The sequence below is a fragment of the Paracoccus sp. (in: a-proteobacteria) genome (assembly GCF_047605025.1).
Lineage (GTDB): Bacteria > Pseudomonadota > Alphaproteobacteria > Rhodobacterales > Rhodobacteraceae > Paracoccus.
In genome coordinates this window covers 20,139-47,076 of the sequence record NZ_JASGGO010000030.1, presented here as the reverse complement: position 1 = coordinate 47,076, position 26,938 = coordinate 20,139, and the positions used below count along the sequence as shown (strand labels likewise).

24 protein-coding genes and 1 pseudogene are annotated in these 26,938 nt (G+C 66.0%); 20 read left to right on the top strand and 5 right to left on the bottom strand.

Annotated elements, in window-relative coordinates; all coding sequences use genetic code 11:
• Positions 1-59: 59 nt before the first annotated feature.
• The 5 genes and pseudogenes from QM682_RS15575 to QM682_RS15555 all read right to left on the bottom strand — a co-directional run.
• Positions 60-266, bottom strand: a pseudogene (locus QM682_RS15575) (transposase); the annotation flags it as partial.
• A 122-nt stretch (positions 267-388) separates the two neighbouring features.
• Positions 389-919 carry an NYN domain-containing protein gene (locus QM682_RS15570; protein WP_415131339.1) on the bottom strand — a complete coding sequence of 177 codons (531 nt, stop codon included), beginning with the start codon at positions 917-919 and terminating at the stop codon, positions 389-391.
• Between the two features lie 84 nt (positions 920-1,003).
• The gene (locus QM682_RS15565; RefSeq protein WP_415131337.1) at positions 1,004-1,822 is read right to left on the bottom strand and encodes a calcium-binding protein; all 819 of its coding nucleotides are present in this window, start codon (positions 1,820-1,822) and stop codon (positions 1,004-1,006) included.
• Between the two features lie 102 nt (positions 1,823-1,924).
• Positions 1,925-2,833 (bottom strand): YdiY family protein, encoded by a 909-nt coding sequence (locus QM682_RS15560; protein ID WP_415131335.1) that lies wholly within the window; start codon positions 2,831-2,833, stop codon positions 1,925-1,927.
• Positions 2,834-2,882: 49 nt separating this feature from the next.
• Positions 2,883-3,554, bottom strand: coding sequence for a sulfotransferase family 2 domain-containing protein (locus QM682_RS15555; protein WP_415131333.1), 672 nt, complete (start codon positions 3,552-3,554; stop codon positions 2,883-2,885).
• Between the two features lie 329 nt (positions 3,555-3,883).
• Between QM682_RS15555 and QM682_RS15550 the strand changes: the two genes are divergently transcribed.
• From QM682_RS15550 to QM682_RS15455, 20 genes are all read left to right on the top strand, one after another.
• A complete protein-coding gene (locus QM682_RS15550; RefSeq protein WP_415131331.1) occupies positions 3,884-4,183 on the top strand; it encodes a PepSY domain-containing protein in 300 nt (99 codons plus the stop codon).
• A gap of 2 nt (positions 4,184-4,185) precedes the next feature.
• Positions 4,186-4,854, top strand: coding sequence for a response regulator transcription factor (locus QM682_RS15545; protein WP_415131329.1), 669 nt, complete (start codon positions 4,186-4,188; stop codon positions 4,852-4,854).
• Positions 4,851-6,215 (top strand): sensor histidine kinase, encoded by a 1,365-nt coding sequence (locus QM682_RS15540; RefSeq protein ID WP_415131327.1) that lies wholly within the window; start codon positions 4,851-4,853, stop codon positions 6,213-6,215. Before QM682_RS15545 ends, QM682_RS15540 begins: the two co-directional genes overlap by 4 nt.
• A 263-nt stretch (positions 6,216-6,478) precedes the next feature.
• Positions 6,479-6,937: a GNAT family N-acetyltransferase gene (locus QM682_RS15535; RefSeq protein ID WP_415131325.1), complete on the top strand. Its 459-nt coding sequence runs from the start codon at positions 6,479-6,481 to the stop codon at positions 6,935-6,937.
• A gap of 88 nt (positions 6,938-7,025) precedes the next feature.
• The gene (locus tag QM682_RS15530; RefSeq protein ID WP_415131323.1) at positions 7,026-9,065 is read left to right on the top strand and encodes a hydantoinase/oxoprolinase family protein; all 2,040 of its coding nucleotides are present in this window, start codon (positions 7,026-7,028) and stop codon (positions 9,063-9,065) included.
• A 3-nt stretch (positions 9,066-9,068) separates the two neighbouring features.
• Entirely contained in the window at positions 9,069-11,021 is a 1,953-nt protein-coding gene (locus QM682_RS15525) for a hydantoinase B/oxoprolinase family protein (RefSeq protein ID WP_415131321.1), read from the top strand.
• A 258-nt stretch (positions 11,022-11,279) separates the two neighbouring features.
• A complete protein-coding gene (locus tag QM682_RS15520) occupies positions 11,280-12,743 on the top strand; it encodes an aldehyde dehydrogenase family protein (RefSeq protein ID WP_415131319.1) in 1,464 nt (487 codons plus the stop codon).
• A 6-nt stretch (positions 12,744-12,749) separates the two neighbouring features.
• Positions 12,750-13,781: a tartrate dehydrogenase gene (locus tag QM682_RS15515; protein ID WP_415131317.1), complete on the top strand. Its 1,032-nt coding sequence runs from the start codon at positions 12,750-12,752 to the stop codon at positions 13,779-13,781.
• 2 nt (positions 13,782-13,783) lie between these two features.
• On the top strand, positions 13,784-15,244 hold the full coding sequence (locus tag QM682_RS15510) for an NAD-dependent succinate-semialdehyde dehydrogenase (protein WP_415131315.1): 1,461 nt from the start codon (positions 13,784-13,786) through the stop codon (positions 15,242-15,244).
• Positions 15,245-15,388: 144 nt separating this feature from the next.
• The gene (locus QM682_RS15505; protein ID WP_415131313.1) at positions 15,389-16,054 is read left to right on the top strand and encodes a haloacid dehalogenase type II; all 666 of its coding nucleotides are present in this window, start codon (positions 15,389-15,391) and stop codon (positions 16,052-16,054) included.
• Positions 16,055-16,056: 2 nt separating this feature from the next.
• A complete protein-coding gene (locus QM682_RS15500) occupies positions 16,057-17,334 on the top strand; it encodes an NAD(P)/FAD-dependent oxidoreductase (protein ID WP_415131343.1) in 1,278 nt (425 codons plus the stop codon).
• The gene (locus QM682_RS15495) at positions 17,334-17,684 is read left to right on the top strand and encodes a cupin domain-containing protein (protein ID WP_415131311.1); all 351 of its coding nucleotides are present in this window, start codon (positions 17,334-17,336) and stop codon (positions 17,682-17,684) included. Before QM682_RS15500 ends, QM682_RS15495 begins: the two co-directional genes overlap by 1 nt.
• Positions 17,685-17,689: 5 nt before the next feature.
• Complete coding sequence (locus QM682_RS15490; protein ID WP_415131310.1) at positions 17,690-18,508, top strand: GNAT family N-acetyltransferase; 819 nt, start codon at positions 17,690-17,692, stop codon at positions 18,506-18,508.
• An 18-nt stretch (positions 18,509-18,526) separates the two neighbouring features.
• Positions 18,527-19,903, top strand: a complete 1,377-nt coding sequence (locus QM682_RS15485; protein WP_415131309.1) for an aminotransferase class III-fold pyridoxal phosphate-dependent enzyme — start codon at positions 18,527-18,529, stop codon at positions 19,901-19,903.
• A complete protein-coding gene (locus tag QM682_RS15480; RefSeq protein WP_415131308.1) occupies positions 19,903-20,817 on the top strand; it encodes a 2-hydroxyacid dehydrogenase in 915 nt (304 codons plus the stop codon). The genes QM682_RS15485 and QM682_RS15480 overlap by 1 nt, the downstream gene beginning before the upstream one ends.
• A gap of 216 nt (positions 20,818-21,033) precedes the next feature.
• A complete protein-coding gene (locus tag QM682_RS15475) occupies positions 21,034-21,741 on the top strand; it encodes an HAD-IA family hydrolase (RefSeq protein ID WP_415131307.1) in 708 nt (235 codons plus the stop codon).
• Positions 21,742-21,800: 59 nt separating this feature from the next.
• Positions 21,801-23,414 (top strand): ABC transporter substrate-binding protein, encoded by a 1,614-nt coding sequence (locus QM682_RS15470; RefSeq protein ID WP_415131306.1) that lies wholly within the window; start codon positions 21,801-21,803, stop codon positions 23,412-23,414.
• A 60-nt stretch (positions 23,415-23,474) separates the two neighbouring features.
• Positions 23,475-24,428 (top strand): ABC transporter permease, encoded by a 954-nt coding sequence (locus QM682_RS15465; RefSeq protein WP_415131305.1) that lies wholly within the window; start codon positions 23,475-23,477, stop codon positions 24,426-24,428.
• Positions 24,425-25,270, top strand: a complete 846-nt coding sequence (locus QM682_RS15460; protein ID WP_415131304.1) for an ABC transporter permease — start codon at positions 24,425-24,427, stop codon at positions 25,268-25,270. Before QM682_RS15465 ends, QM682_RS15460 begins: the two co-directional genes overlap by 4 nt.
• The gene (locus QM682_RS15455) at positions 25,270-26,931 is read left to right on the top strand and encodes an ABC transporter ATP-binding protein (RefSeq protein ID WP_415131303.1); all 1,662 of its coding nucleotides are present in this window, start codon (positions 25,270-25,272) and stop codon (positions 26,929-26,931) included. The genes QM682_RS15460 and QM682_RS15455 overlap by 1 nt, the downstream gene beginning before the upstream one ends.
• Positions 26,932-26,938: the final 7 nt, after the last annotated feature.

The window sequence follows — 26,938 nt, the reverse complement described above, 5'->3', positions numbered from 1 at the left end:
GCAGGCAGTAGCTTAAATCAGCCGGAAAAATGTCCAAGGATCGGGGAGCAGTTCAGCGCGATCCGCTTCAGCCGTGCATTCTCATCCTCGAGTTGCCTCAACCGCCGCATCTCGTCAGGCAGCAACCCGCCATACTTCTTCTTCCAGGCAAAGTAGGTCGACTGCCCAATCCCGGCCTTCCGGCAGATCTCGGCAACCGACCTGCCTTCCTCGCCCTGCTTCAGGATGAACGCCTTTTGCGCCTCCGTGAACTTCGATGCCTTCATCGTCTTCAGCTCCTACCCAGCCAAGGAAATGCTAGCCGAAAACTCCAGCTTCAAACGATCCAGTGCTCAGGGAGCAGAGCAGCATCGCAACTCCGCCCTTCGGAGAGCCATTTTCCTGTCGATCATTCCTGATGCCTGCCGATTATATCCCGCAACTCATCCAGTTCGATGAAGTTATCGGCCTGGCGGCGCAACTCATCGGCGATCATCGGCGGCTGGCTGCGCAAGGTCGAGATCACAGAGACCCGAACCCCCTGGCGCTGCAACGCCTCGACCAGTGGCCGCAGGTCTCCGTCGCCTGAAAACAGAACTGCGTGGTCAAGCCGAGGCGCCAGCTCCAATGCCTTGATCGACAGTTCGACATCCATATTGCCCTTGATCCTGCGACGCCCGGCGAAATCGATGAATTCCCGAGCCGGCTTGGTCACCATGGAGTAACCATTATAGTGCAACCAATCGAGCAAAGAGCGTATCTGCGGATACTCGTCGTTATCCAGAGCAGCGGTGAAGTAATACGCAGCGACGAGCTTGCCCCGCCGCAAAAACTCCTGTCGAAGCAGCTTGTAATCGACATCGAAATTCAGCGACTTCGCCGCCGCATAAAAATTTGGCCCGTCGATGAACAGCGCCAGTCTGTCGTCCTTGTAAAACATGATGCTTTCGCTTTCGCTTGAAAATATGAGACAGCGGATCGGCGGAACAAAGACGAGCCGCTGATCGCCGTTAAGGCATGGCTTTCAGCCGGCGGCCCATTCCGTGACGACATTGGTGACATCGTCGGCATCCGCATCCAGCAGCAAAGCCACCACCACGCCATCCAGCAGGACCTGCACGTCGTCGCCGGACTGCTCCAGCGTCAATTCGCCTTCGCCGTCGTAATCGGTCTCAAGCGTAATGGTGATCGTGTCGTCGCTGTCGTAGGTGATCTGCGTCACGCCAGTGGAGGAACTGCTCAGGATGATCTCGTCCTCGCCTTCGCCGCCGTCGACGATATCGTTGCCGCCGGCATAGATCGTGTCGTCGCCCTTGCCGCCCAGCAGGGTGTCGGCCGCATCCTCGTCGGAATCGTCCGAGGACAGGATCAGATCGTCCCCGCGTCCGCCCTCGACATAAACCGTGCCGCCGTAATCCTCGATACGGTCGTCGCCGTAACCCCCGTAGATACTGTGGTTGCCAGAGTTGACGATGATCGTGTCGTCGCCATAGCCGCCATAGATCGTGTCGTTTCCTTCCTCGGCATCGGCGTCATAGGCACCGTAAAGGTCGTCGCCATAGCCAAGATAGATCTCGTCGTCGCCGGCGTCGGCCACCACCGTGTCGTCGCCATAGCCGGTCCATACCAGGTCGTCGCCGGCTCCGGCATCGACATAGTCGTCGCCCTCATAGCTCTGGATCGCCTCGTCCGCGTCGGTTCCGGTGATGGTGTCGTCATCCTCGGTTCCTTCGGTGACCTCTCGTCCGCCATAAGGGTCTTCGGTGGTCTCGGAGTTCTCGTCATCGTCGTTGGAGGCCACGAGCTCGCCCAGACCGACAATGCCGAGAAGTCCGAAAAGCATGAAAAAGGCTGAATTCATATGAAACCTCGGATAGTCAGGGATGGTGAAGGTGCCCCTGCCGGGCCACCTTCGCCAATCCATGTGAAAGGGGGCCGATATGGTTCAGAAACCGTAGACCAGAGAAAGACCAAGCGTGTTGTCGGTGCGGATCGCGCGGTCCGAGACATATTCGGTCTTGTAAGAGATCCGAGTCGCCAGCATGTCCGATACGCGGAAGTTCAGACCCAATTCGTTGGTTGCCGTGTCGTTGCTGTCCGAAGTCAGATAATCGGTATCATTGGTCAGGAAAACCGTATCGTTCAGTTTGCGATAGAAGCGCGAGGACAGGATATATCCTGCCTCGGTATTCGAATCATAGCTGACAGCCTGGGCGGTATTCACCTGGACTGCCTTGGTATAGCGGATGCCTGCACCTGCCTGCAACCGCCAGGTGGTGTCGTCGGTATTGACCAGCCGATAGCCCGGACCAAAGCCCAGGAAGGCATCGCGTTTCAGTCGACCGTCCTGATCGGCGATCTCGTCACTGGTCAGTCCCGTCGTATCGCCCGCAAGCCCGTCCGTGGTCAGCCGCCCAAGAGCGAAGGCATAGAGGTTGTCGTCGAAGTAATATTGCCCCTCGTAGATGACGTAGGTGTCCTTGGTATCGGCATTGCCCGCGTCGTCCTCGCCATATTCCAGCAGCAGCCCCAGGGATTGCGCGAACTGGCCCCGATTATAGTTCAGCCGTCCGGCCAGGCTGAAATCCTGGTTTTCGGTATTGCCGCTGCGTCCCGAATAGGTCAGGGCGACCGAACCGAACAACCCCTGCCGCAGGCTCGGATTGCCAAAGCGCGACGGATCCGCCGAACGGGAGAAATCGTCGCGCACGCTATCCTCGACATCGTTCATCCGGTCGTTGATGGCCGAAAGACCCGAGACATTCGCGCCGGTCGCGATCTCGGACTGGGCAAGCGCCGGGCCCGACGCCAACAGGGCGGCGACGGTGCAAAGGGGGGTAAGATATCTGGTCATGTTCTGACCTTTCCTTGTCGTTAGGAGGGGCTGCTCGGGGAACGAGTGCTCAGGTGAGCCGCTCGATCATCCGGTAATCGGCGGCATAGACCGACCGGATCAGGGACCGCGCGCGGGCCGTCACCTCGACTGGCGCGCTGGCGGAATCGTTGACGCGCCTTGCGAAGGGCTGTGCAGCGCGGGGGCCGACGATGCGCTGTATCCAGTCGTGAAGGCGGCGCAGCGGGATGGCATGCGTATAGATGATCGGATGAAGGTGATCGGCCTGCGGCAGGCAATGGGGATCGGCGGCGAGTTCGGCGAACTCGGCAAACCTCTCGAAGCTGGAAGGTTCCTCGCCCATGGCGGCGCGATAGCGTTGCAGAAGGTCTTCGTTGTTGCGACCGTCGATGATCTTGTTGCGGTATAGGCTGATCAGCCGCTCTTCGGGGTCGCGCCAGACGAAGATGGTCGCGTCGTGGCGATAAAACCAGCGCGAGCGATGCCGCCGCGCGATCTCGGTTATCTTGGTCGCTGGATGATAGCCCAGAGCGGCCTTGAAGCAGGAGCAGCCGTTCTTGCGGATATAGGCATAGCGGATGCGCTTGCCGCCAAGGGATAGCGTCAGGTGCAGTTGTCCGGCCCGCCGCGCTGTGCGGTTGTCATAGACCACGCCGTGCGAATGATCCCGCGCGGGGCCGCGGTCATGAGAGGGATGGGCGCTTCTCGACGTCAAGGGCATGGATGATCCTGTCTGACCGGAGACCTTCGCGGTCGATTTGGAATCACCTATAGGCCCCTCAACCTGACCGTTCCCTGAAGGCGATGTCAGCGAATTTTCATCTTCTTCCGGTTATGAGATGAAGCATGTCCATGTTTCGCAAGACTCTCCTCCTCCTGCTTTTGCTGGCGGCGCAGCTCCTCGCGCCCGGCCAGGCCCCTGCGCAGGGCCGCGGTGGCGGCGGTCCGGTCAGGGGCGGCATGGGGCCTGGCGGTGGCATGGAGCCGGGTGGTGGCATGGGGTCGGACCGGGATATGGGATTCGGTGGCGGAGCGGGGGCTGGCCGAGGTATGGGGCCGGGCAGAGGGGACGGCTGGCCTGGACCGGCGGGTCCTGGATCGCGCGCCCCTGGATCGCGCCGCCTTTCCGACCAGGAAACGGCTCGCCGCGCGGTCGAGCGGCGCGAGGCGCTGCCGCTTGAGCGCATCATCGCCTCGTTGCGCGCATATTCGGCCGGACAGGTCGTTGATGCCGCCCTCGTCCGTCACGGCGGAGTGCTTTACTATCGCCTGACCGTTCTGGAACCCTTGGGCGAGGTGCGAGAGATGTTTTTCGTCGCCAGCACGGGCGAAGCCGTGGAGTTGAGGTAAGCATGCGCATTCTTCTTGCCGAGGATGATCCACGGATCGCAAAGCGCCTTGATGCCGCCCTGTCCGCCGCCGGCTTCGTCGTCGAGATCGAGGGCGATGGCGAGGATGCCTGGCATCGCGGCGACACCGAGGATTTCGATGCCATCATCCTTGACCTGGGCTTGCCGACGCTTGACGGGCTGACGGTGCTGAAGGAGTGGCGCAAGGCGGGCAGGGCGACTCCGGTGCTGATCCTGTCGGCACGCAGCCAATGGGAGGAGCGCGTCGAGGGCATAGAGGTCGGCGCCGACGACTATGTCGTCAAGCCTTTCCGCATGGAAGAGGTCGTCGCCCGCATCCGTGCCCTGATCCGCCGCGCCGCGCGCGAAGTCACCTCCCGCATCGACATAGGACAGAGCCTTGTGCTGGATACGCGGCTGATGCAGGTCAAACGCAACGGCGTGCCGCTGCCGCTGACGCCGCAGGAATACCGCCTGCTGGCCTATCTGGCGCATCAGAAGGGCCGCGTCGTCTCGCAGCTTGAGATTGTCGAGCATCTTTATGCGCAGGACTACGAACGCGAATCGAACTCGGTCGAGGTTCTGGTCGGCCGCGTCCGCCGCCGCGTCGGGCCCGATATCATCCAGACTCGTCGCGGCTTCGGCTATGTCCTGGGCAGCGACGCGGAATGAAGGCAAGCTCGCTCAGGGTCCGTCTGCTGCTGGGAGGCGCGTTGTGGATCCTGCTTGCGCTGGTCCTGACCGGCATGGCGATCCTTTATCTGTTCGTGTCAACCGCCGAACGCACCGTTCGCGCCGATCTTGAGGCCGGGGCCGCCCTGCTGACCGCCCTGATCGATCCTTCGGCGGCGGGGGTGCAGTTGACCGGCCAGCCGCCGGACCCGCGCTATGATCTGCCGTTCAGCGGCTTTTACTGGCAGATCGACGGCATCGATGAAAGGGGGGGCGATGAGGTGATCCGCTCGCGCTCGCTTTGGGATTCCACTATCCCCTATGATCCGCCGCCCAGGCCGCGCGGCCCGGTGCATTTCACCGCCGCCGGCCCCGAGGGGCAATCGCTTTCCGCCATGGCGCTGGATGTGAAATTCCAGGTCGAGGAGGGCACGCGCGCCTATCGCATCATCGTGGCGCAGGATCGCGCGGTTCTGGACCAGTCCATCGCCCGTTTCGGCAGGGACATGGTGATCGCCCTGCTGGTGCTGGGCCTTGCGCTGGTCCTGGCGGCCATTGCCCAGGTCAGCCTGGGATTGCGGCCCCTGCGGGCCTTGCGCCGTGATGTCGAAACCGTCAGACGCGGCGAAAGCCATGCGCTGGATGCCGGCTATCCCGTCGAGGTCCAGCCGTTGGTGCGGGAAATGAACGCGCTGCTTGCCTCTCAGCAGCGTCTCATTGAGTTCGCTCGCACGCGCGCGGCGGACCTGGCGCATGGGCTCAAGACGCCGCTGGCGGTGCTGGGCACGGTCTCGGACCAGTTCCGCGCCCAAGGCGATGACGAGAATGCCGATCTGATCGACGATCTGGCGGCCGAGATGGGCGAGCGGATCGACTATCAGCTGCGCCTGTCGCGGCTGCGGCAGCGCGGGCGGGGCCAGACGCTGGATACCGGCCTAGATGAGGTCTTGGCCCGGATCGTCGCCGTGGTCAGCCGCACCGCGCGTGGCGAAAGGCTGGCCTGGCAGGTCGATTGCGACGAAGGCTTGCGCCTCGATATCGACCGCAACGACCTGGTGGAACTGCTTGGGATCCTTCTGGAGAACGCGGCCGAATGGGCGGCGCAGGAGGTCCGCATCCAGTGCCGGCGCGAAGGCGGGCTGGCGCGGCTGCTGATTGCCGACGACAGCGGCAAACTGACGGCCACCGATCTTGACGTGCTGTCCTCCGCGCCGCCGCGGCTGGACCAGCGCGGCCGGGGCAACGGGCTGGGGCTCGGCATCGCCAAGGAAATCGTGGCCCTGAACGGCGGGCGGATGGGCTTTGCGCTCTCCTCGCAGAACGGCCTTCAGGTCGAAACCCTTCTGCCCCTCGCGGTCTGAGCCGGAATCATGCTTCCCGTTCCCGCCGGCGCCGCGCGGCCATCGCACGGTTGACGGTTCGGGCGGTAAGGGCATGGCAATCAGGGCTGGCAGGATCGTTTCCACGGTCATTCGCATCCTCTCTGGCGCGGCCGAGCAGGTGAACAACGGCCAAAGATTCTGCCGAAAGCGGCCTTAGGGGCGCAATTCCCTGCCGCCGCGGGGCGCGCTTGGGCCTGTCCTGCCGCATCGCTCGTGCCAGTCTGTGGCAAAGCACGAGGCCCATGATGATCACCCCGCCCGATATCGCCCCCGTCGAATGGCGCCGGGATGACGGCTATCTGCTGACCACCGACCGCGCGGCGATAGATCTTGCAGCGGTCGGGCGGTTCCTGGCCGAGGATGCCTATTGGTCGCGGGGCATGGACCGCGCCCGGCTGGAACGCGCGCTGGCGGGCTCGCTGCCGATGGCGGTGATCGCGCCGGGGGGCGGGATGGCGGGCTTCGCGCGGCTGGTGACGGATTACACGGTCTTTGCCTATCTGCGCGATGTCTTCGTGCTGCCCGGCCATCGTGGGCGCGGGCTGTCCGTCTGGCTGGCCCTGGTCATCCGCAGCCATCCCGAACTGGCCGGGATCACGACATGGATGCTGGCGACGCGTGACGCCCATGCGGTCTATGAAAAGGCCGGCTATCGTCCGGTGCCGCATCCCGAATATTACATGTCGGTGCCGAAATCATAACCTGTGGATATGGATCCCATGCCGATATGAATTGGTCCCGGCCGCCAGCCCGTGGCAATCAACGGCGAAACAGAGCAGGAGGCGGGCAATGGCCTATCGCATCGGCGTGGATGTCGGCGGATCCTTCACGGATTTCGCGGTGCTTGAGGAAGGCAGCGGAGAACTGCGCACGCTGAAGGTCTTTTCGCGCCCCGATGCGCCGGGGGCCGAGATCGTCGCGGGTCTCGACCGCTTGCGGGCCCGCGACGGGATCGCGCCCAAGGATGTCGGCTATTTCACCCATGGCACCACGGTCGGCATCAATACGGTGATCCAGCGGAACGGCCCGGCGCTGGCGCTGTTCACCACTCTGAACTTCGAGGATGTGCTGGAGGTCGCCCGGCTGAAGATCCCGCAGATCCACAACCTCTGTTCGGTGCGCCCGAGGCCCCTGATCCCGCGCGAGAACGTCTTCGGCATCCTTGAGCGGACCGAGGCCACCGGCCACGTCCTGCGCGCGCCCGACCGCGAGGACGTGGCCCGTGCGCTGGCATCCGCGCGGGCGGCGGGGGTCGCGGGCATCGTCGTGGCCTTCCTGCATTCCTGCCGCAATCCCGACAACGAACGCGCCGTCGCAGCCATGCTTGCCGAGATGGCCCCGGAGATGCCCGTCGTCACCTCCTCGGGCACATGGCCGGTGATCCGCGAGTTCGAGCGGACGATCACCGCGGTGATTTCGGGCTATGTGCAGCCGCGCGTGGCGCATTACCTGACCCGGTTCGAGGCGGCGCTGGCCGGCAAGGGCGTCACGGTTCCCGCTCATATCACCAAGTCGAACGGCGGCGTCATGGGCATTGCGCAGGCACGGGCCGAGCCGGTGCAGATGATCCTCTCTGGCACGGCCTCGGGCGTGATCGGCGCGGGCTGGCTGGCGCGGGAATGCGGCTTTACGCGTGTTCTCAGCCTCGACATCGGCGGCACCTCGGCGGATGTGGCGGTGATCCTGGACGGCCGGCCGCAATACGGCACGGGCGAACTGATCGGCGATTTTCAGATCCATATCCCCTCGATCGCGGTCAGTTCCGTGGGGCAGGGCGGCGGCTCGGTCGCCTCGGTCGATGATCTGGGCGTGTTGCGGGTGGGGCCGGAAAGCGCGGGTTCGACCCCCGGCCCGGCCTGCTACGGGCGGGGCGGGACGCGGCCCACGATCACCGATGCGATGGCGGCGCAGAACCTGATCGGCCATGGCGACCTAGGCTATGGCGCGGTCACGGTGGATCACGCGGCGGCGCGGGCGGCGATCGCGCCGCTGGCCGAACGCCTTGGCGCGCCGGCGGAAGAGGTCGCGGGCCATATCGTCGATATCTCGGTCTCGTCGATGTATGCCGAGGTCTCGGGGCTGGTCTCGCGCTTCGGCATCGATCCGCGCGAGTTCCATCTGTTCGCTTTCGGCGGCGCGGGGGCGATGCTGGCCTGTTTCCTCGCGCGGGAACTGGACATGAAGGGCGTCGTGGTGCCGCCGCGCCCCGGCTGCGTCTCGGCGCTCGGCGGGCTGATCGCGGATCTGAAGAACGATTTCATCCGCACGCTCTATCTGGATCTGGACGCGGATGGCGTGGCCGCCCTGGCTGCGCCTCTGGCCGAGTTGCGTGCCACCGCAGGCGGTTGGCTGGCGCGGCAGGGACATGCGGGCGCGGGCGAGATCACCGTTTCCGCCGACATGCGTTATCGCGGCCAGTCCTATGAGATCGAGACGGTGCTGGATGCCGCCGCCATCAAGGCGGGGGATGTCGACGCCATCGCGCGGGCCTTCCATGCCGAACATGCGCGGCTGTTCGGCCATGCCAGCGCGGGCGCGGGGATCCAGGTGGTCAACCTGCGGCTGGTGATCGCGGGCAGGACGCCCAAGCCCGTCATGCCCCGCCCCGCGCCTGCGACCGGCCCCGCCGTTCCGGCCGGCCATGTGCAGGGCTGGTTCAAAGGCCAACCCGCGACGGTCGCTCTTTACGACCGCGAGGCGCTGGCCCCCGGCCATGGCTTCGCCGGTCCCGCCATCGTGCGGCAGGACGACACCACCACCGTCATCCCCCCGGATTTCCGTGCCGAAGTGGACGGCTTCGGCAACCTCCTGATCGCGAAAGGGGTCTGAGCCATGATCGACGCCCGCAACCTGTCCGTCCTGGCCAATTTCTGCGGCGCCGCAGCCGATGCGATGGCCTTCACGCTGATGCGCACCGCCCATTCCGCCTTCGTCAAGGAAACCGAGGATTTTTCCTGCCAGATCGTCACGCGCGAAGGGCTGGCCTTCGCCAATCCCCGCCAGTTCGGCGCGCCCTGGTATTCCGGCATCGACTACGGCCCGCTGCTGGCCTGTATCGAGGACTATGCCGAGGGTGACATCTGCATCACCAACGACCCCACGGCGGGCCATGTCGCCACCCATACTCCCGACATCCATATCTGGAAGCCGGTGTTTCATGACGGCCAGTTGGCCTGTTTCGTCGTCGGCCATATCCACAACACCGATGTCGGCGGCGCGGTGCCCGCCTCGCTTTCCCGCGCCCTGACCGAGATCGCGCAAGAGGGGCTGCGCATCCCGCCGGTCAAGCTTTACGACCGGGGCGTGGAAAACCCTTTCATCGCGCGGCTGATCCGGTCGAACGTGCGGATGCCGGAACAGAACCTGGGCGATCTGGCGGCGCAGGTCGCCAGCGTGAACGTGGGCGAGCGCAAGATGGCCGGGATCATCCGCCGCTTCGGCTTTGAAACCTTCCTGGATGGCGTCGGGCAGATCCTGGACCATGCCGAGGCGCAGGCCCGCCGCATCCTGACGACCATTCCCGACGGCGACTATTTCTTCGCCGACTATGCCGACGAGGATGCGCCGAATGGCCTGCCCGCCCGCATCGCCTTGACCCTGCGCATCCGCGGGGATGAGGTGGTGCTGGACTATACCGGCTCGGATCCGCAGCTCGGCTCGTCGCTGAACATGCCGACCGGCGGGCGCGAGCGGCATCCGCTGGTCATGGTCGGGCTGACCTATGTGCTTTACACGCTGGACAATTCGCTGTGGCTGAACGCGGGAACGCTGCGCCCCGCCCGTGCCGTGCTGCCCGAGGGCAGCGTGGTGAACGCGGCCCCAGGTGCTGCGGTGGGGATGCGCTCTCTGACCTGCGCGATGACGCAGATCGTGACGGTGGGGGCCTTCGCCCTTGCGCTGCCGGATCTGATGCCGGCGGCCTCGCCGGGCGGCAATGCGATCATGAACATCAAGACCGTGGACCGCGCCGGGCGTCCGGTCATGGCCTCGATCGGGCCGGTGGGCGGCGGCGGCGGCGCGACGCCCTTCGGCGACGGCAGCGACGGCGCGGGCGGCGCCACCGGCTTCCTGCGCAACACCCCCATCGAGATTTCCGAGGCCGAGGTGCCGATCCGCTTTCGCCGCTATGGACTGGAGCGCGACACCGGCGCGGCGGGGCGCTGGCGCGGCGGGCTGTCGGCGGTGATGGAATTCGAGGTATCAAGCCCCGGCACCGTGGTCACGGCGCGCAACCGCAACCGTTCGATCATGCCGTCATGGGGGTTGCGCGGGGCGGCCGAGGCCGGGGTCTCGACCTTCACCCGCAATCCGGGGCGCGAGGATGCGCAGGATCTGGGTAATACCGATGTGGTCGAATGCGCCCCCGGCGACGTGATCCGCGTGGTGGGGCCGGGTGCGGGCGGCTGGGGCGATCCGCTGACCCGGCCGGTCGATCTGGTCATGGCCGATGTCGCCGGCGGGGCCGTCAGCCCCGGGCGGGCCGCGACGGATTACGGCGTCGTCATCCGTGACGGCGTGCCGGACCATGCGGCGACCGAGGCCCGCCGCGCCGCCGCCGCGCGCCCCGCGCCGCCCGATTTCACCTTCGGCGCCCGCCGCATCGCCTTCGAGCGCATCTGGACCCGCGAACGCTATGACCTGCTGACGGAATTCCTCGCCTCGGTCCCGGTCGGCTGGCGCTTCTTCCTGAAGCACCGGGTCTTCGCGGCGGTGCGCGGCGCGGGTCCGGTCGCCGATGAAATGGCCGCGATCTTCGCCGACCTGCGCGCCCGCCATCCGATGTGACGGCTCATGAACACCCGGTAGCTTGAGATATTCTGCGCGATCATGCGCAACGGCTCGGTGACGGTGACGGTGACGGTGACGGCGAACGGCCGCCTGTCGCCATGTCCCTGACGCGGCCGCCGACAGCGCCCGGCCTGGCGATACGGAATTGCGCCGGCGGGGGTGCAAACGGGACAATCCGCTTTCGCCACCGCGATCACGGCATATCATCGCGGACCCGTGCGCTAAGCTTTTCGCAAGGCAACAGGGAAGCGCATCATGACCCGATCCTTCGACCCGGACCAGATCGACCCGCCGCGCGGCCATTTCATCGGTGGCGAATATGTGGCGGATCGCGGCGCGCTGGCGATGCATCGCCCCTCGGACGGGGCGGCTTACGGCGATATCCCGGTCGCCGATGCCGATATGGTGGACCGCGCTGTTCAGGCCGGGCGGACGGCGCTGGCCGCGTCCGGCTGGGGCCGGGGGGTGCCGCGCGACCGCACCCACGCCATGCACAGATGGGCCGACCTGATCGAGGCCGAGGCCGAGACCTTGGCCCGGCTGGAAGCGGTCAGCTCCACCCGCCCGGTCGCGCAACTGCCCAAAGGCGACATCGCGGTCACCGCCGAGCAGATCCGCTTCTTCGCCGAGATGGCCGACAAGGAAGGCGGCGATCTGGCCCCGACCCGCGACGCCTCGCTGGGGATGGTGGTGGATGAGCCCTATGGCGTCGTCGGCGCGATCACGCCGTGGAACTTTCCGATGTCGATGGCGGGCTGGAAAATGGCTCCGGCGCTGGCGGCGGGCAATGCGGTGGTGCTGAAGCCGTCCGAGATGACGCCGTTTTCCGCGCTTTACATGGCGGAACTCTCGGTGCGGGCGGGCATTCCCGCCGGGCTGGTCAATGTGGTGCTGGGCGACGGGCCGGTCACCGGCAATGCGATCACCGGCCATCCGGGGATCGGCAAGGTCAGCTTCACCGGCTCGACCGGGGCAGGGCAGGCGATCATGGGCAATATCGCCCGCACGGGCGTCAAGCCGATGACGCTGGAACTGGGCGGCAAGTCGCCGCAGATCGTCTTTGCCGATGCCGACCTGGACCTTGCCGCCGATTGCATCGCGGGCTCCATCGTCTTCAACGGAGGCCAGGCTTGCGTTGCCGGCAGCCGGGTGATCGTCGCATATCAGGTCGCCGAGGCGCTGGCCGAAAAGCTGGTCGCGCGCATGTCGGGCCACCGGCCCGGCGCGACATGGGATGCAAAGACGCAATATTCCCCGATCATCTCGGAACGCCAGATCGCCCGCATCGACGGCCTCGTGCAGGGTGCCGTCGCGCAGGGGGCCGAGGTGCTGATCGGCGCCGCGCGCATGGATCACCCCGGCTGGTTCTATCAGCCGACGCTGCTGGCGGGCCTGGCCCCGGATTCCCCCGCCGTGACCCAGGAAATCTTCGGCCCCGTGCTGACCTTCGAGCCTTTCGCCGACGAGGAGCAGGCCGTCGCCATGGCGGGCCACCCGACCTACGGCCTTTGCGCCGGCATCTATACCCGCGATCTGTCGCGCGCGCTGCGCGTCATGCGCCGGATCGAGGCCGGGACCGTCTGGATCAACCGCTATGGCCGCTCGCGCGATCATATCCTGCCGACGGGGGGTTACAAATCCTCGGGGATCGGCAAGGATCTGGGCCGCGCCGCCTATCACGCCAACCGCCGGCAAAAGACCGTGCTGATCGACCTGTGAGGAAACATGACCACCCATAAAATCGCATTGATCCCCGGCGACGGCATCGGCACCGCCGTGACCGAGGCCGCCATCGCGGTGGCGCGGGCCGCGGGCGCCTCGCTGGATTGCACCACCTTTCCCTGGTCCTGCGATTATTACCTGCAAACCGGCCGGATGATGCCCGAGGACGGGATCGAAACCCTGCGCGGGTTCGACGCCATCTTCCTGGGCGCGGTGGGCTGGCCGGCCAAGGTGCCTGACAGCGTGTCGCTGCACGGGCTTCTGCTGCCGATCCGCAAGGCTTTCGTGCAATATGCCAATATCCGCCCGCATCGCCTGCTGCCGGGCGTGGAAGGCCCGCTGAAGACCCGCGATTTCGACATCCTCTGCATCCGTGAGAACACCGAGGGCGAATATTCCGGCGCGGGCGGGCGCGTGCATGTCGGCACGCCCGACGAGGTGGCGGTGGAAACCTCGGTCTTTACCCGCGCGGGGGTGGAACGCATCCTGCGCTTCGGGTTTGAACAGGCAGCGAGGCGGCGCGGGAAGCTGGCCTCGGTCACCAAGTCCAATGCGCAGAAATATTCCATGGTGTTCTGGGACGAGATCACCGGCCAGGTGGCCGCCGATTATCCGCAGGTCGAGGTGATGCATTACCATATCGACGCGATGTGCGCCCGGATGGTGATGGCGCCGGAAAGCCTGGACGTGGTGGTGGCCTCGAACCTGTTCGGCGACATCCTGACCGACCTGGGCGCCGCCATTCAGGGCGGCCTCGGCTTCGCGGCTTCGGCCAATATCAGTCCTAATGGCGGGCCGTCGATGTTCGAGCCGGTGCATGGCTCGGCCCCCGACATCGCGCATCTGGGCATCGCCAATCCGATGGCGGCGATCTGGTCGGCGGCGATGATGCTGGACCATCTGGGCGAAACCGCCCCCGCCGCCCGCATCATGGCGGCGATGGAGGCCACCACCGCGCGGGGCATCGGCACCGTTCCGGGCCGCGACAAGACCGACGAGATCACCAAGGCCGTTCTGGCCGCGCTGGAGGGCTGAACATGCACTTGAAAAACGCCAAACTGAAGGATGAGGATCTGTTCCGCCAGCAGGCGCTGATCGGCGGCACCTGGGTTGATGCGGCCAGCGGCGCCGTGGTCGAGGTGACCGATCCCGCGACCGGGCAGGTGATGGGCACCATTCCCGACCTGTCGGGCGCGGAAACCCGCGCCGCCATCGAGGCCGCGAACCTGGCATTTGCGTCTTGGAAGAAGCGCACCCATGCAGAACGCGCGGCGCTGCTGGAACGTTGGTTCGATCTGATGAACGACCATGCCGAGGATCTGGCGCTGATCCTGACGCTGGAACAAGGCAAGCCCCTGGCCGAGGCGCGTGGCGAGATCGGCTATGGCGCGTCCTTCGTGAAATGGTTCGCCGAGGAAGCGCGGCGCATCGACGGCAGCGTGATCCCCGCGCCCACCGCCGACCGCCGCATCCTGACGCTGAAGGAGCCGGTGGGCGTGTCGGCCATCATCACGCCCTGGAACTTTCCCAATGCCATGATCACCCGCAAGGTCGGCCCGGCGCTGGCGGCTGGCTGCACCGTGGTCATCAAACCCTCGGAATTCACGCCCTTCTCGGCGCTGGCGCTTGGGGTGCTGGCCGAACGGGCGGGAATACCGGCGGGCGTCATCAATATCGTGACCGGGATGCCGGCCGAGATCGGCGCCGAATTGACGGCCAACCCCTTGGTGCGCAAGCTCAGCTTCACCGGCTCGACCCGCATCGGTTCTCTGCTGATGGCGCAGTCCGCGCCGACGGTGAAGCGGCTGTCGCTGGAACTGGGCGGCAACGCGCCCTTCATCGTCTTCGACGACGCCGATCTGGATGCGGCGGTCGAGGGCGCGATCGCGTCCAAGTTCCGCAATGGCGGGCAGACCTGCGTTTGCTCGAACCGGATTTTGGTGCAGGCGGGCGTCTATGACGCCTTTGCCGAAAAGCTTGGGGCGAAGGTCGCGGCGATGAAGGTCGGGCCGGGGACAGTGGAGGGCAACGACATCGGCCCGATGATCAACCGCGCCGCGCTGGACAAGATCGCCCGCCACATCGCCGATGCGGTGGCCAAGGGCGCGACCGTTTCGGCCCAGGCCGCGACCCCCGAGGGCCAGTATGCCCCCCCCGTGGTCCTGACCGGCGCCACCGTGGAAATGGAACTGGCCAGCGAGGAAACCTTCGGTCCCGTCGCGCCGCTGTTCCGCTTCGAGACCGAGGACGAGGCCATCGCCATCGCCAACGGCACCCCCTTCGGCCTTGCCGCCTATTTCTATACCGAAAGCATCAGCCGGGCCTGGCGTGTGGGCGAGGCGTTGGAATTCGGCATGGTCGGGCTGAACACGGGCGTGGTCTCGACCACGGTTTCGCCCTTTGGCGGCGTCAAGTCCTCGGGGCTTGGCCGCGAGGGCGCCCGCGCCGGGATCGAGGAATATCTGGAGGTGAAAGCCTTCCACATGGGCGGGCTGTAGGCGCCAAAGAAGCTGCCGCCCACCCGCGCCGATACGGCGTTTCATGCTTTCCGCGTTCGGCAAACGGCAGGCCGTGCCTGCGGGGCGCGGCATAGGATCGACAGGAATGGCGCGTCCGCGCGCCGCAGACAGGACCCCAGGACCATGACCTTCCGCCCGAAATTCATCACCTTCGACTGCTACGGCACGCTGACCAATTTCGACATGGCCGGCGCCGCGCGGCGCATCTATGGCGATCAGCTTTCCGAAGAGGCGATGGCGCAGTTCATCAAGAACTTCTCCGCCTATCGGCTGGACGAGATCCTGGGCGCCTGGAAACCCTATGCCGAGGTGGTCCACAATTCTCTGGAACGGACCTGCAAGCGCAACGGCGTCGCCTTCCGCGATCAGGACGCGCTGCGCATCTATAACGAGGTTCCGACCTGGGGTCCGCACCCGGACGTGCCCGAGGGGCTGGCCAAGGTCGCCAGGGAAATCCCGCTGGTGATCCTGTCCAACGCGATGAAAAGCCAGATCATGTCCAATGTGGAAAAGCTGGGCGCGCCCTTCCACACGGTGATCACCGCCGAAGAGACCGGCAGCTACAAGCCGCGGATGAACGGTTTCGAATACATGCTGGACAAGCTGGGCTGCGGCCCCGAGGACATCACGCATGTGTCGTCCTCGTTCCGCTATGACCTGATGACGGCCCATGACCTGGGCATCAAGTCCAAGGTCTGGGTCAATCGCGGCCATGAACCCGCGAACCCCTATTACGAATATACCGAGATCGCCGATATTCGCGGCTTGCCGGGGGTGTTTGGTCTGTGACGATGAAGTTCCGCTCATACTGGCACGACACCTCGCCGCCATTCGCCGACGCCGCGCCGGGGGCGGTCTCGGGGCATTACGACGTGGCGGTGATCGGTGCGGGCTTCACCGGCCTTGGCGCCGCGCGCAGGCTGGCGATGGAGGGCCGCTCGGTCGTCGTGCTTGAGGCCGAGACCGTGGGCTTCGGCGCCTCGGGGCGCAATGGCGGGCATCTGAACAACGGCATCGCGCATAGCTACCTGGCCGCGCGGGAACGCTTCGGCGCGGACAAGGCGCGGGCGCTTTACCATGCCTTCGACGCCGGGATCGACACGATCCAACGCATCATCGCCGAAGAGGGCATCGACTGCGCATTCCGCCGCTCGGGCAAGCTGAAGCTGGCTTCGAAGCCTGGCCATTACGAAGGGCTGGCGCGGAACTTCGAGGCGTTGCACCGCGATGCCGATCCCGATACCGCGATGCTGTCGCGCGCCGATCTGGCGGGCGAGGTGGGGTCTGACGCCTTTCACGGCGGGATGCTGCAAAGCAAAAGCGCGATGATGCATATGGGCCGCTTTGTCGTGGGTCTGGCCCAGGCCGCCCAGCGGCGCGGCGCCGTGATCCACGAACGCGCCCCGGTCACGGCCCGCGAAAGGGCGGGCACGGGCTGGCGGCTGACCACGCCCAAGGGCAGTGTCACGGCGGGCAAGGTGCTGCTGGCGACCGGGGCCTATACCACCGACGCCTTCCCCTGGTTCCGCCGCCGCATCGTGCCGGTCGGCAGCTTCATCATCGCCACCGCGCCGCTGAGCGATGCGCAGGTCGCCGCGACCATGCCGGGCAACCGCACCTGCGTGAACACGATGAATATCGGCAACTATTTCCGCCTGTCGCCGGACAACCGGCTGATCTGGGGCGGGCGGGCGCGGTTCTCGGCGCGCTCGGATCAACAGTCGGACGCGAAAAGCGGCGAGATCCTGCGCGACGGCCTGTTGCGCGTCTTTCCGCAGCTTGGCGACGTGCCGATAGAATACTGCTGGGGCGGGCTGGTGGACATGACCGCAGACCGCTTCCCCCGCGCGGGCCAGGCCGAGGGGCTGTATTTCTCGATGGGCTATTCGGGCCATGGCGCCCAGATCGCCACCCATATGGGCGAGATCATGGCCGACCAGATCCTGGGCCGCGACAGCCGCAACCCCTGGGCCGAGCTGCCCTGGCAGGCGGTGCCGCTGCATAGCGGCAAGCCGTGGTTCCTGCCTCTGGTGGGGGTCTATTACAAAATGCTGGACAGGATACGCTGATGAGCCTGCTGAAAAAGATCGAAACCCTGGGCGAGCCGGTGCCCTCGAAATGCGCGCCGGAAAAGCTGATCGCGGGTGACCCCGACTTCCTGACCTGGGCGCTGGACGAAAGCGCGGCCAAAGGCCCCGTGCGCACCGGCATCTGGCAGGCGACGCCGGGCGAGAACCATTCGATCAAGGGCGAGACGTTCGAGTTCTGCCACCTGCTGGACGGCGTGATCGAACTGACCGAGCAGGGCCAGCCGCCGCGCATCTTTCGCAAGGGCGACAGCTTCGTGATGAAGCCCGGTTATCGCGGGGTCTGGAAGACCATCGAGACCGTGCGCAAGATCTATGTCATCGTCGGATAAGCGCCATGCCGAACATCGTCCCCTTCCTGCCTGAACATATCCCGCAGGCGGTCGAACTGTCGCTTGCCGAGGCTTGGCCGCACCGCCCCGAGGATTGGGCGCTGATCCTGGGCCTCAGCCGGGGCGTGGTGGCGCTGGACGGTGACCGGGTGGTCGGCACGGCGATGGCGACGATCTTCGGCCCGGTCGGGATGATGAACATGATCATCGTCGGCGAGGCGATGCGGGGCAGGGGCCTGGGCCGCAGGCTGATGGATGCCGCGATGGCGCTGGCCGCGCCCCGGGAATGGCGGCTGGTCGCGACGGAATCCGGCCTGCCGCTGTATCGCAAGCTGGGTTTCGTCACGCAGGACCGTGTGATCCAGCATCAGGGCATCCTGACCGGAACCACCGCGTCCGAGGGCGTGGAATGGGCCGGGCCTGACGATCTGGACGCCATTTCGCAGGTCGATGCCGCCGCCACCGGCGCTGATCGCGCGGCGCTGATCGCGGCGCTGTCGCGGGCGGGCCGCATCGCCCTGCTGCGCCGGGACGGGGCGGTGGCGGGCTATGCCGCGCTGCGCCCCTTCGGCCGAGGCGAGGTCGCCGGGCCGGTCATCGCCGCCGATGCGGGCCAGGCGCGGACGCTGCTGTCCTTTTTGCTGACAGACCGCGCCGGGCGCTTCATCCGCGTCGATACGACCGAAGGCGCGGGGCTGTCACCCTGGCTGGCCGAGCTGGGGCTGGCCGAGGTGGGCGGCGGCATCGGCATGAGCCGGGGCACGCCGGCCCCGCAACCCAAGGATTTTCACCGCTTCGCCCTTGCCGCGCAGGCCCTGGGCTGACCTGACAGGAGAGAAAGCATGCTGTCGAATTCATTGGTCGAACTGGACCGCGCCCATCTGGTCCATCCCGTCGCAAGCTGGCGCGGGCATGAGGCGGCGGGGGTGCGGCTGCTGGCCTCGGGTCAGGGCGCGCGGGTCGTCGATGCGCAGGGGCATGAGTTGATCGACGGCTTCGCGGGCCTATGGTGCGTGAATGCGGGCTATGGCCAGGAAAGCGTGGTCGAGGCCGCGACGAAGCAGATGCGCGAACTGGCCTATGCCACCGGCTATTTCAGCCTCGGCTCGGAATCCGCCGTGCGTCTGGCCGCGCGTCTGGCCGAGGCGGCGCCGGGCGACCTGAACCACGTCTATTTCACGCTGGGCGGCTCGGACGCGGTGGACAGCACGGTGCGCTTCACCCGCTTTTACTGGAACGCGCGCGGCATGCCGGGCAAGGATCAGTTCATCTCGCTTGCGCAGGGCTATCACGGCTCATCGACCGCAGGGGCGGGGCTGACGGCGATTCCGGCCTTCCATGCCGGGTTCGGCGTGCCCTATGACTGGCAGCACAAGATTCCGTCTCATTACGCCTATCGCAATCCGGTCGGGCAGGAGGATGCGGCCATCATCCAGGCATCGCTGGACGCCCTGCGCGCCAAGGTCGCGCAACTGGGCGGGCCCGAGCGCGTCGCGGCCTTCTATGCCGAGCCGATCCAGGGTTCGGGCGGGGTGCTGGTGCCGCCACCGGGCTGGATGAAGGCGATGCGCGATCTCTGCGCGGAAATGGACATCCTGTTCATCGCCGACGAGGTGATCACAGGCTTTGGCCGCACCGGCCCCCTATTCGCCTGCGCCGACGAAGGGATCGTGCCCGACATGATCACCACCGCCAAGGGGCTGACCTCGGGCTATGTGCCGATGGGGGCGGTGTTCCTGTCGGATCGGGTCTATGACACCATCGCGGATGGCGCGGGGGCGGCGGCGGTCGGGCATGGCTATACCTATTCGGCGCATCCGGTCAGCGCCGCCGTGGGGCTGGCGGTGCTGGATCTTTACGAGGGCGGGCTGCTGGAAAACGGCCGCAGGATGGGCGCGCGGCTGATGGAGGGGCTGCGCGGCCTGTCCGATCACCCGCTGGTCGGCGACGTGCGCGGGCGCGGCATGCTGGCGGCGGTGGAACTGGTCACCGACAAGGCCGCGAAAACCCCGCTGCCCGCCGCCGCCGCGCCCGCGACGCGGATCTTCGACCGCGCCTGGGACAATGGGCTGGTGATCCGCGCCTTTGCCTGGGGCGTGATCGGCTATGCCCCGCCTTTGTGCTGCACCGAAGAGGAAATCGACCAGATCGTCGCCCGCACCCGCAAGGTGCTGGACCTGACGCTGGACGACCCGGACGTGCGCGCGGCCCTGCGCTGATGGCGGTGCTGTTCCTGTCCACCCCCGAGCGGGCCGAGGTATTCCGGCGGCTGTTCGCCGAGGAACTGCCCGAGATGCCCTTTCATGTCGGGCAGGCGCCCGATCCGGAGGCGGTGCGCTATGTCGTGGCCTGGGCCGCGCCCCAGGGGTTGGCGCGGGACTATCCCGGCTTGCGGCTGATCTTCTCGACCGGGGCGGGGGTGGACCAGTTCGATCTGTCCAGCCTGCCCGAAGGCGTCGGCGTGGTGCGGATGCTTGAGCCGGGCATCCGCCGGCAGATGCAGGAATATGCCAGCATGGCGACGCTGGCCATGCATCGCGACCTGCCCGCCTATCTGGAGCGGCAACGGCGCGGCGAGTGGCGGGCGGGGGTCAACGTCCCGGCCTCGGCCCGGCGTGTGGGCGTGATGGGCTTGGGCAATCTGGGCCAGGCGGTGCTGCGGGCGCTGCGCCCCTTCGGTTTCGATCTTGCCGGCTGGAGCCGCAGCCCGCGCGAGATCGAGGGCGTGGCCTGTTTCACCGATCTGGACGCCTTTCTGGCCCGCACCGACATCCTGCTGTGCCTGTTGCCGCTGACGGCGGAAACCACGGGGATGCTGGATGCCGCGCTGTTCGCCAAGCTGCCGATGGGCGCGCGGCTGGTGCATCTGGGGCGCGGGCGGCAGCTTGACCTTGATGCCCTGCGCGCGGCGCTGGACGGTGGCCGGATCGCGCAGGCGATGCTGGACGTGACCGAACCCGAGCCGCTGCCGCAGGATCATTGGCTGTGGCGCGACCCCCGCGTCATCCTTACCCCCCATGTCGCCAGCCAGACCGTCGCCGAGGAAGGCGCCGCCCATGTGCTGGCCGGCATCCGCGCCGATTTGCAGGGCCGCCCCCCCGATGGGCTGGTGGACCGCCTGCGCGGTTATTGAACCTTTCCGGTCATGCCGTTCGGTCGGTGGGATACGGAACAATATGCTGTGCCGGTCCCGGATTTGGATTCTTCCGGTCCCGGTTTGCCGGAAAGATACGCGCCAAGGCTTTCTGAACCACGGCGCGAATACAGGAATGCGCCTGACGGTCTTGAACCCGTCAGGCCCGAGAAACGGCGTCACCAGAGGACGCGGTAGCAACGGGAAAGACACCAGATGCCGGCAAAACCGCTGTCGCAATTCAAATACATGAGCTTCGATGTCGTCGGAACGTTGATCGACTTCGAATCCGGCCTGACCGGCGCCCTGGCCGGGATCGCGGCCGAGAAGGGCGCGGATTTCGATCCGGCTCGCGCGCTGGACCTGTATCGGGCCGCGCGCTACCTGCCCGATGTCGGGCATTTCCCCGACGATCTGGTGCGCGTCTACAAGGTGATCGCGCCCGATCTGGGCCTGCCGGCGGATGATGCGTTGGCCGCGCGGCTGCGCGATGCGGTGCCCGGCTGGAAGCCCTTTGCCGATTCCGTCGCGGCGATGGCGAAGCTGAAGCAAAGCTACAAGCTGATCGCCATGACCAATGCGCAGCGTTGGGCGTTTCAGCATTTCAGCGCGGCCCTGGGGCACCCGTTCCATGCCGCCTTCACGGTGGACGATACCGGGACCGAAAAACCCGATCCCGCCTTTTTTCACCAGGTATTCGCCTTCGTTGAGGCCGAGGGCGGGACCAGGGACGACATCCTGCATGTGGCGCAAAGCCAGTATCACGACATCGGCGTATCGCGCGCCCTTGGCATGACGAATTGCTGGATCCAGCGGCGTCACGCGCAAAAGGGCTATGGCGGCACCATCGAGCCGGCCGAATTCACCAAGCCGGACTATCATTTCACCTCGATGGCCGAACTGGCCGACGCGGCGAACATGTGACCTGCGCGGATCCGCCAGCCGGGTCAGACGCATCCATAATCAACAGGGGAAACAAGGCAATGACCGACAGGGAAATCACCAACTGGACCCGCGCCGATGACGCGATGGTCGAAAGCGCGATCCGCCGTGGCGCCAGCCGCCGCGAATTGCTGCGCATGTTCATGGCGGGCGGCATCTCGATGGCCGTGGGCGGCACCATCCTGGGCCGCGCGACCGCCGCGCTGGCGCAGACGCCGGTTTCGGGCGGGCATCTGAAGGCGGCGGGCTGGTCGTCCTCGACCGCCGACACGCTGGACCCGGCCAAGGCGTCGCTGTCCACCGACTATGTGCGCTGCTGCGCCTATTACAACCGCCTGACCTTCATGAAGGAGGATGGCTCGATCGAGATGGAACTGGCCGACAGCATCGAAAGCGGCGATGCGGCGGCCTGGACCATCAAGCTGAAATCCGGCGTCACCTTCCATGACGGCAAGACGCTGGACGCCGAGGACGTGGTGTTTTCGATGCAACGCCACCTGGACCCGGCGGTCGGCTCGAAGGTTGCCGCGATTGCCGAGCAGTTCAAGGAAATCAAGGCGCTGGACCCGACCACGGTGCAGATCACCCTGGCGGCGGCGAATGCCGACCTGCCCACGATCCTGGCCATGCACCATTTCATGATCGTCGCGAAAGGCACCACCGACTTTTCCAAGGCCAACGGCACCGGCGCCTTCGTCTCGGAGGTGTTCGAGCCGGGCATCCGCTCGATCGGCAAGCGCAACGAGAACTATTTCAAGGCGCAGAAGGCGCATCTGGACAGCTTCGAATATTTCGCGATCCCCGATGACAGCGCGCGGGTGAACGCGCTTCTGTCGGGTGACATCCATTTCGCGGCCTCGATCAAGCCGCAATCGGTGCGGCTGGTGGAAAGCCAGTCCCATGTCGCCCTGTCGATCACCACGGGCGGCAACTATACCGATCTGAACGTGCGGCTGGACATGTCGCCGGGCGACAAGGCCGGTTTCGCCGAGGGGATGAAATATCTGCTGAACCGCGAGGTGATCAAGAAATCCGCTCTGCGCGGCCTGGCCGAGATCGCCAACGACCAGCCGGTTCCGCCGATGAGCCCCTTCCACAATGCCGAGTTGAAGCCGCGCGAATTCGACCCCGAGCGCGCCAAGTCGCTGTTCGAGAAGGCCGGGCTGCTCGGCACGCCGATCCCGCTGGTGGCGTCGGAAGCGGCGTCGTCGTCGCTGGACATGGCGATGATCTTCCAGCAGGCCGGGGCCGAGATCGGCATGAAATTCGACATCCAGCGCGTGCCCTCGGACGGTTACTGGTCGAACTACTGGCTGAAGGCGCCGTTCCATTTCGGCAATATCAACCCGCGCCCGACGCCCGATATCCTGTTCTCGCTGCTTTACGGTTCGGACGCGCCCTGGAACGAAAGCCAATACAAATCCGAGAAATTCGACAAGATGATGATCGAGGCGCGGGGAGAGCTGGACTTTGCCAAGCGCAAGACGATCTACGACGAGATGCAGGTGATGATCTCGAACGAGGCGGGGACGGGCATTCCGGTCTTCATCTCGAACGTCGATGCCCATGCCAACAGCGTCAAGGGCCTGCTGCCGAACCCGCTGGGCGGCCAGATGGGCTATGCCATGGCCGAATATCTGTGGCTGGAGGGCTGATCCAGAACCGGCGGCCCGCGGCAAGAGTCGCGGGCCTTTTCACCTGCAACGGAGGCTGACATGAATTCCCAGGTCGTCTCACTGGTGCTTAGCCGGCTCGGCATCGCCGTCGTCACGCTTATCATCGTGAGCTTCATCGTTTTCGCCGCGACCGAGATGTTGCCCGGCGATATTGCACAGATCCTGCTGGGGCAGGCCGCGACCCCCGAGGCCGTGGCCGGCCTGCGCGAGGCCATGAATCTGAACGATCCCGCGATCCTGCGCTTCCTGCGCTGGATGGGCGGGCTGTTGCAGGGCGATCTGGGCACGTCCTATGCCAATAACATGCCTGTGGCCCAGTTGATCGGCGGGCGGCTGGCCAATACGCTGAAGCTCGCGGCGGTGACCACGATGTTCGCGGTCCCGCTTGCGCTGTTTCTGGGCATCACCACGGCGATGTATCGCGGCAGCGTCTATGACCGCGCGGTGAACACGCTGGTCGTGGGTGTGATCTCGGTGCCGGAATTCATGATCGCCACTCTGGCGGTGCTGATCTTCGCGGTCTGGCTGCGCTGGTTGCCGGCGCTGTCCTTCACCGGCGACACGACCACGCTGGCGGGGCTGCTGAAAGCCTATGCGATGCCGGTCATCACGCTGAGCTTCGTGATCTCGGCCCAGATGATCCGCATGACCCGCGCCGCCGTTGTCGATACCCTGAAGATGCCCTATGTGGAAATGGCGCTGCTGAAGGGCGCGTCGCGCCCGCGCATGGTGCTGCGCCACGCGCTGCCCAACGCCATCGGCCCCATCGTGAACGCCGTCGCGCTGTCGCTGTCCTATCTGCTGGGCGGCGTCATCATCGTCGAGACGGTGTTCAACTATCCCGGCATCGCCAAGCTGATGGTCGATGCGGTCGCCACCCGCGACCTGCCGCTGATTCAGACCTGCGCGATGATCTTCTGCCTGGGCTATCTGGTCCTGATCACCATCGCCGATGTCATCGCCATCATCTCGAACCCGAGGTTGCGCAAATGACGGCTCGCACATCCCATTCCAACGGCCTGTTCGGCTATCACGTCAACGCGGTCGGAGCCGTCGCCGCGCTGGTGATCCTGTTCTGGGTCTTCATCGCGCTGTTCGGCGGCTGGCTTACCCCCTATCCGCCGGGCGAGATCGTTGACATGGACTATTTCGGGCCGATATCCTCGCAGTTCTGGCTGGGCAGCGACTATCTGGGCCGGGACATGCTGTCGCGCATCCTGATGGGCGCGCGCTATACGGTCGGCATCTCGCTGGCCGCCGTGGTGATTTCCTGCTTCATGGGGGTGGTGCTGGGCATGACGGCCGCCGTGCTGGGCGGCTGGTTCGATACATGCCTGTCGCGCTTTCTTGACGCGCTGAACTCGATCCCCTCGAAGCTGTTCGGGCTGGTCGTCGTGGCCGGCATCGGCTCGTCGATCCCGGTTCTGGTGGGCGTGCTGGCGGTGATCTATACGCCGGGATCCTATCGCTTTGCCCGTTCGCTGGCGGTGAACATCAACACGATGGATTTCGTCACCGTGGCCCGCGCGCGGGGCGAGCGGACGCCCTATCTGATCGGCCAGGAGATCCTGCCCAATATCCTTGGGCCGGTGCTGACCGATATGGGCCTGCGCTTCGTCTTCATCGTGCTGCTGCTGTCGGGCCTGTCCTTCCTTGGCCTTGGCGTGCAGCCGCCCAACGCCGACTGGGGCTCGCTGGTGCGCGAGAATATCGGCGGGCTGCCCTTTGGCGCGCCGGCGGTCATCATGCCCTCGATCGCGATCGCCACGCTGACCATCTCGGTCAATCTGCTGATCGACAACCTTCCCGTGCGTATCCGCGACAGGAGCGAATGATGGCGAGTTTCGTTGAAATCCGTGACTTGAAGCTGGGCGCCATCACCGATTCCGGGCGTGATGTCGAGATCATCAAGGGTGTCAGCTTCGACATCGCCGAGGGCGAGATCGTCGCCCTGATCGGCGAATCCGGCTCGGGTAAGACCACCATCGCGCTGACGCTGATGGGCCATTGCCGGCCGGGCTGCTCGATCCGCTCGGGCTCGGTCGTGGTTGACGGCAAGGACATGGCGCGATTGTCGGAGCGCGAACGCGCCGCCATGCGCGGGACCGAGGTGGCCTATGTCCCGCAAAGCGCCGCCGCCGCCTTCAACCCCGCCAGGCGGCTGATGGAGCAGGTGGTCGAGGTGGCCCAGATCCACAAGGTGATGCCGATGGAACAGGCCCGCGCCAAGGCGGTCGAACTGTTCCGCGCGCTGGCCCTGCCCGACCCGGAAAATATCGGGCAACGCTATCCGCACCAGGTCTCGGGCGGGCAGTTGCAGCGGCTGTCGGCGGCGATGGCGCTGATCGCCGGGCCGAAGCTGGTGATCTTTGATGAGCCCACCACCGCGCTGGACGTGACCACCCAGATCGAGGTGCTGCGCGCCTTCAAATCGGTGATGGCGGCGGGCGGCATGGCCGGGGTCTATGTCAGCCACGACCTGGCCGTGGTGGCGCAGATCGCCGACCGCATCGTCGTGCTGCGCGGCGGCCAGGTGCAAGAGGAAGGCCCCACCGCGCAGATCCTGAGCGACGCGCGGCATCCCTATACGCGCGACCTGCTGGCGGCCTTTCATCCGGTTCCCCATGCCTCTGCCGCCATGGCCGAGACCGCGGCATCCGTCCCCGCGCTTGAGGTGCGGCAGGTTACGGCCGGCTATGGTCCGCGCGATGCCAAGGGGATGCCGCATAAGCTGGTTCTGCGCGATGTCAGTTGCGTTCTGGAAAAGGGCCGTAATCTTGGCGTGATCGGGGAATCGGGCAGCGGCAAATCGACCCTGGCGCGGGCGATGGCGGGGCTGCTGCCGCCGGCCATGGGGCAGGTGCTGCTGGGCGGGCAGGTGCTGGAGGGCGAGGCCCGCCAGCGCAGCAAGGACCAGTTGCGCCGCTTGCAGATCGTGTTCCAGCTTGCTGATACCGCGCTGAATCCGGCGCGGTCGGTCGGCGACATCATCGGCCGGCCGCTGGATTTCTACCACGGGCTCAAGGGTCGCGCGCGCGATGCCCGGATCGCCGAGCTGCTGGACATGGTGCGCCTGCCCGCGACCATGCGCCACCGCCTGCCGGGAGAACTGTCTGGCGGCCAGAAGCAGCGCATCAACCTGGCCCGCGCGCTGGCCGCCAATCCCGAGGTGATCCTGTGCGACGAGATCACCTCGGCGCTGGATACGGTGGTGGCGGCGGCGGTGATCGAGCTGCTGAAGGAACTGCAACGCGAGTTGGACCTGTCCTATGTCTTCATCAGCCATGACCTGTCCACCGTGCAGGCGATCTGCGACGAGGTGATGGTGATGCTGAACGGCGCCAAGGTCGAGCAATTGCCCGCCGACCGCATCCATGAAAGCGCGCAGCATCCCTATTCCAAGCTGCTGTTCGCCTCGGTTCCAAAGCTGGATCCGGGCTGGCTGGATGGCGTGACCCGCGATCCCGAATTCGCCGCGGCGCTCGCGCGGCGCTGATCCAGGG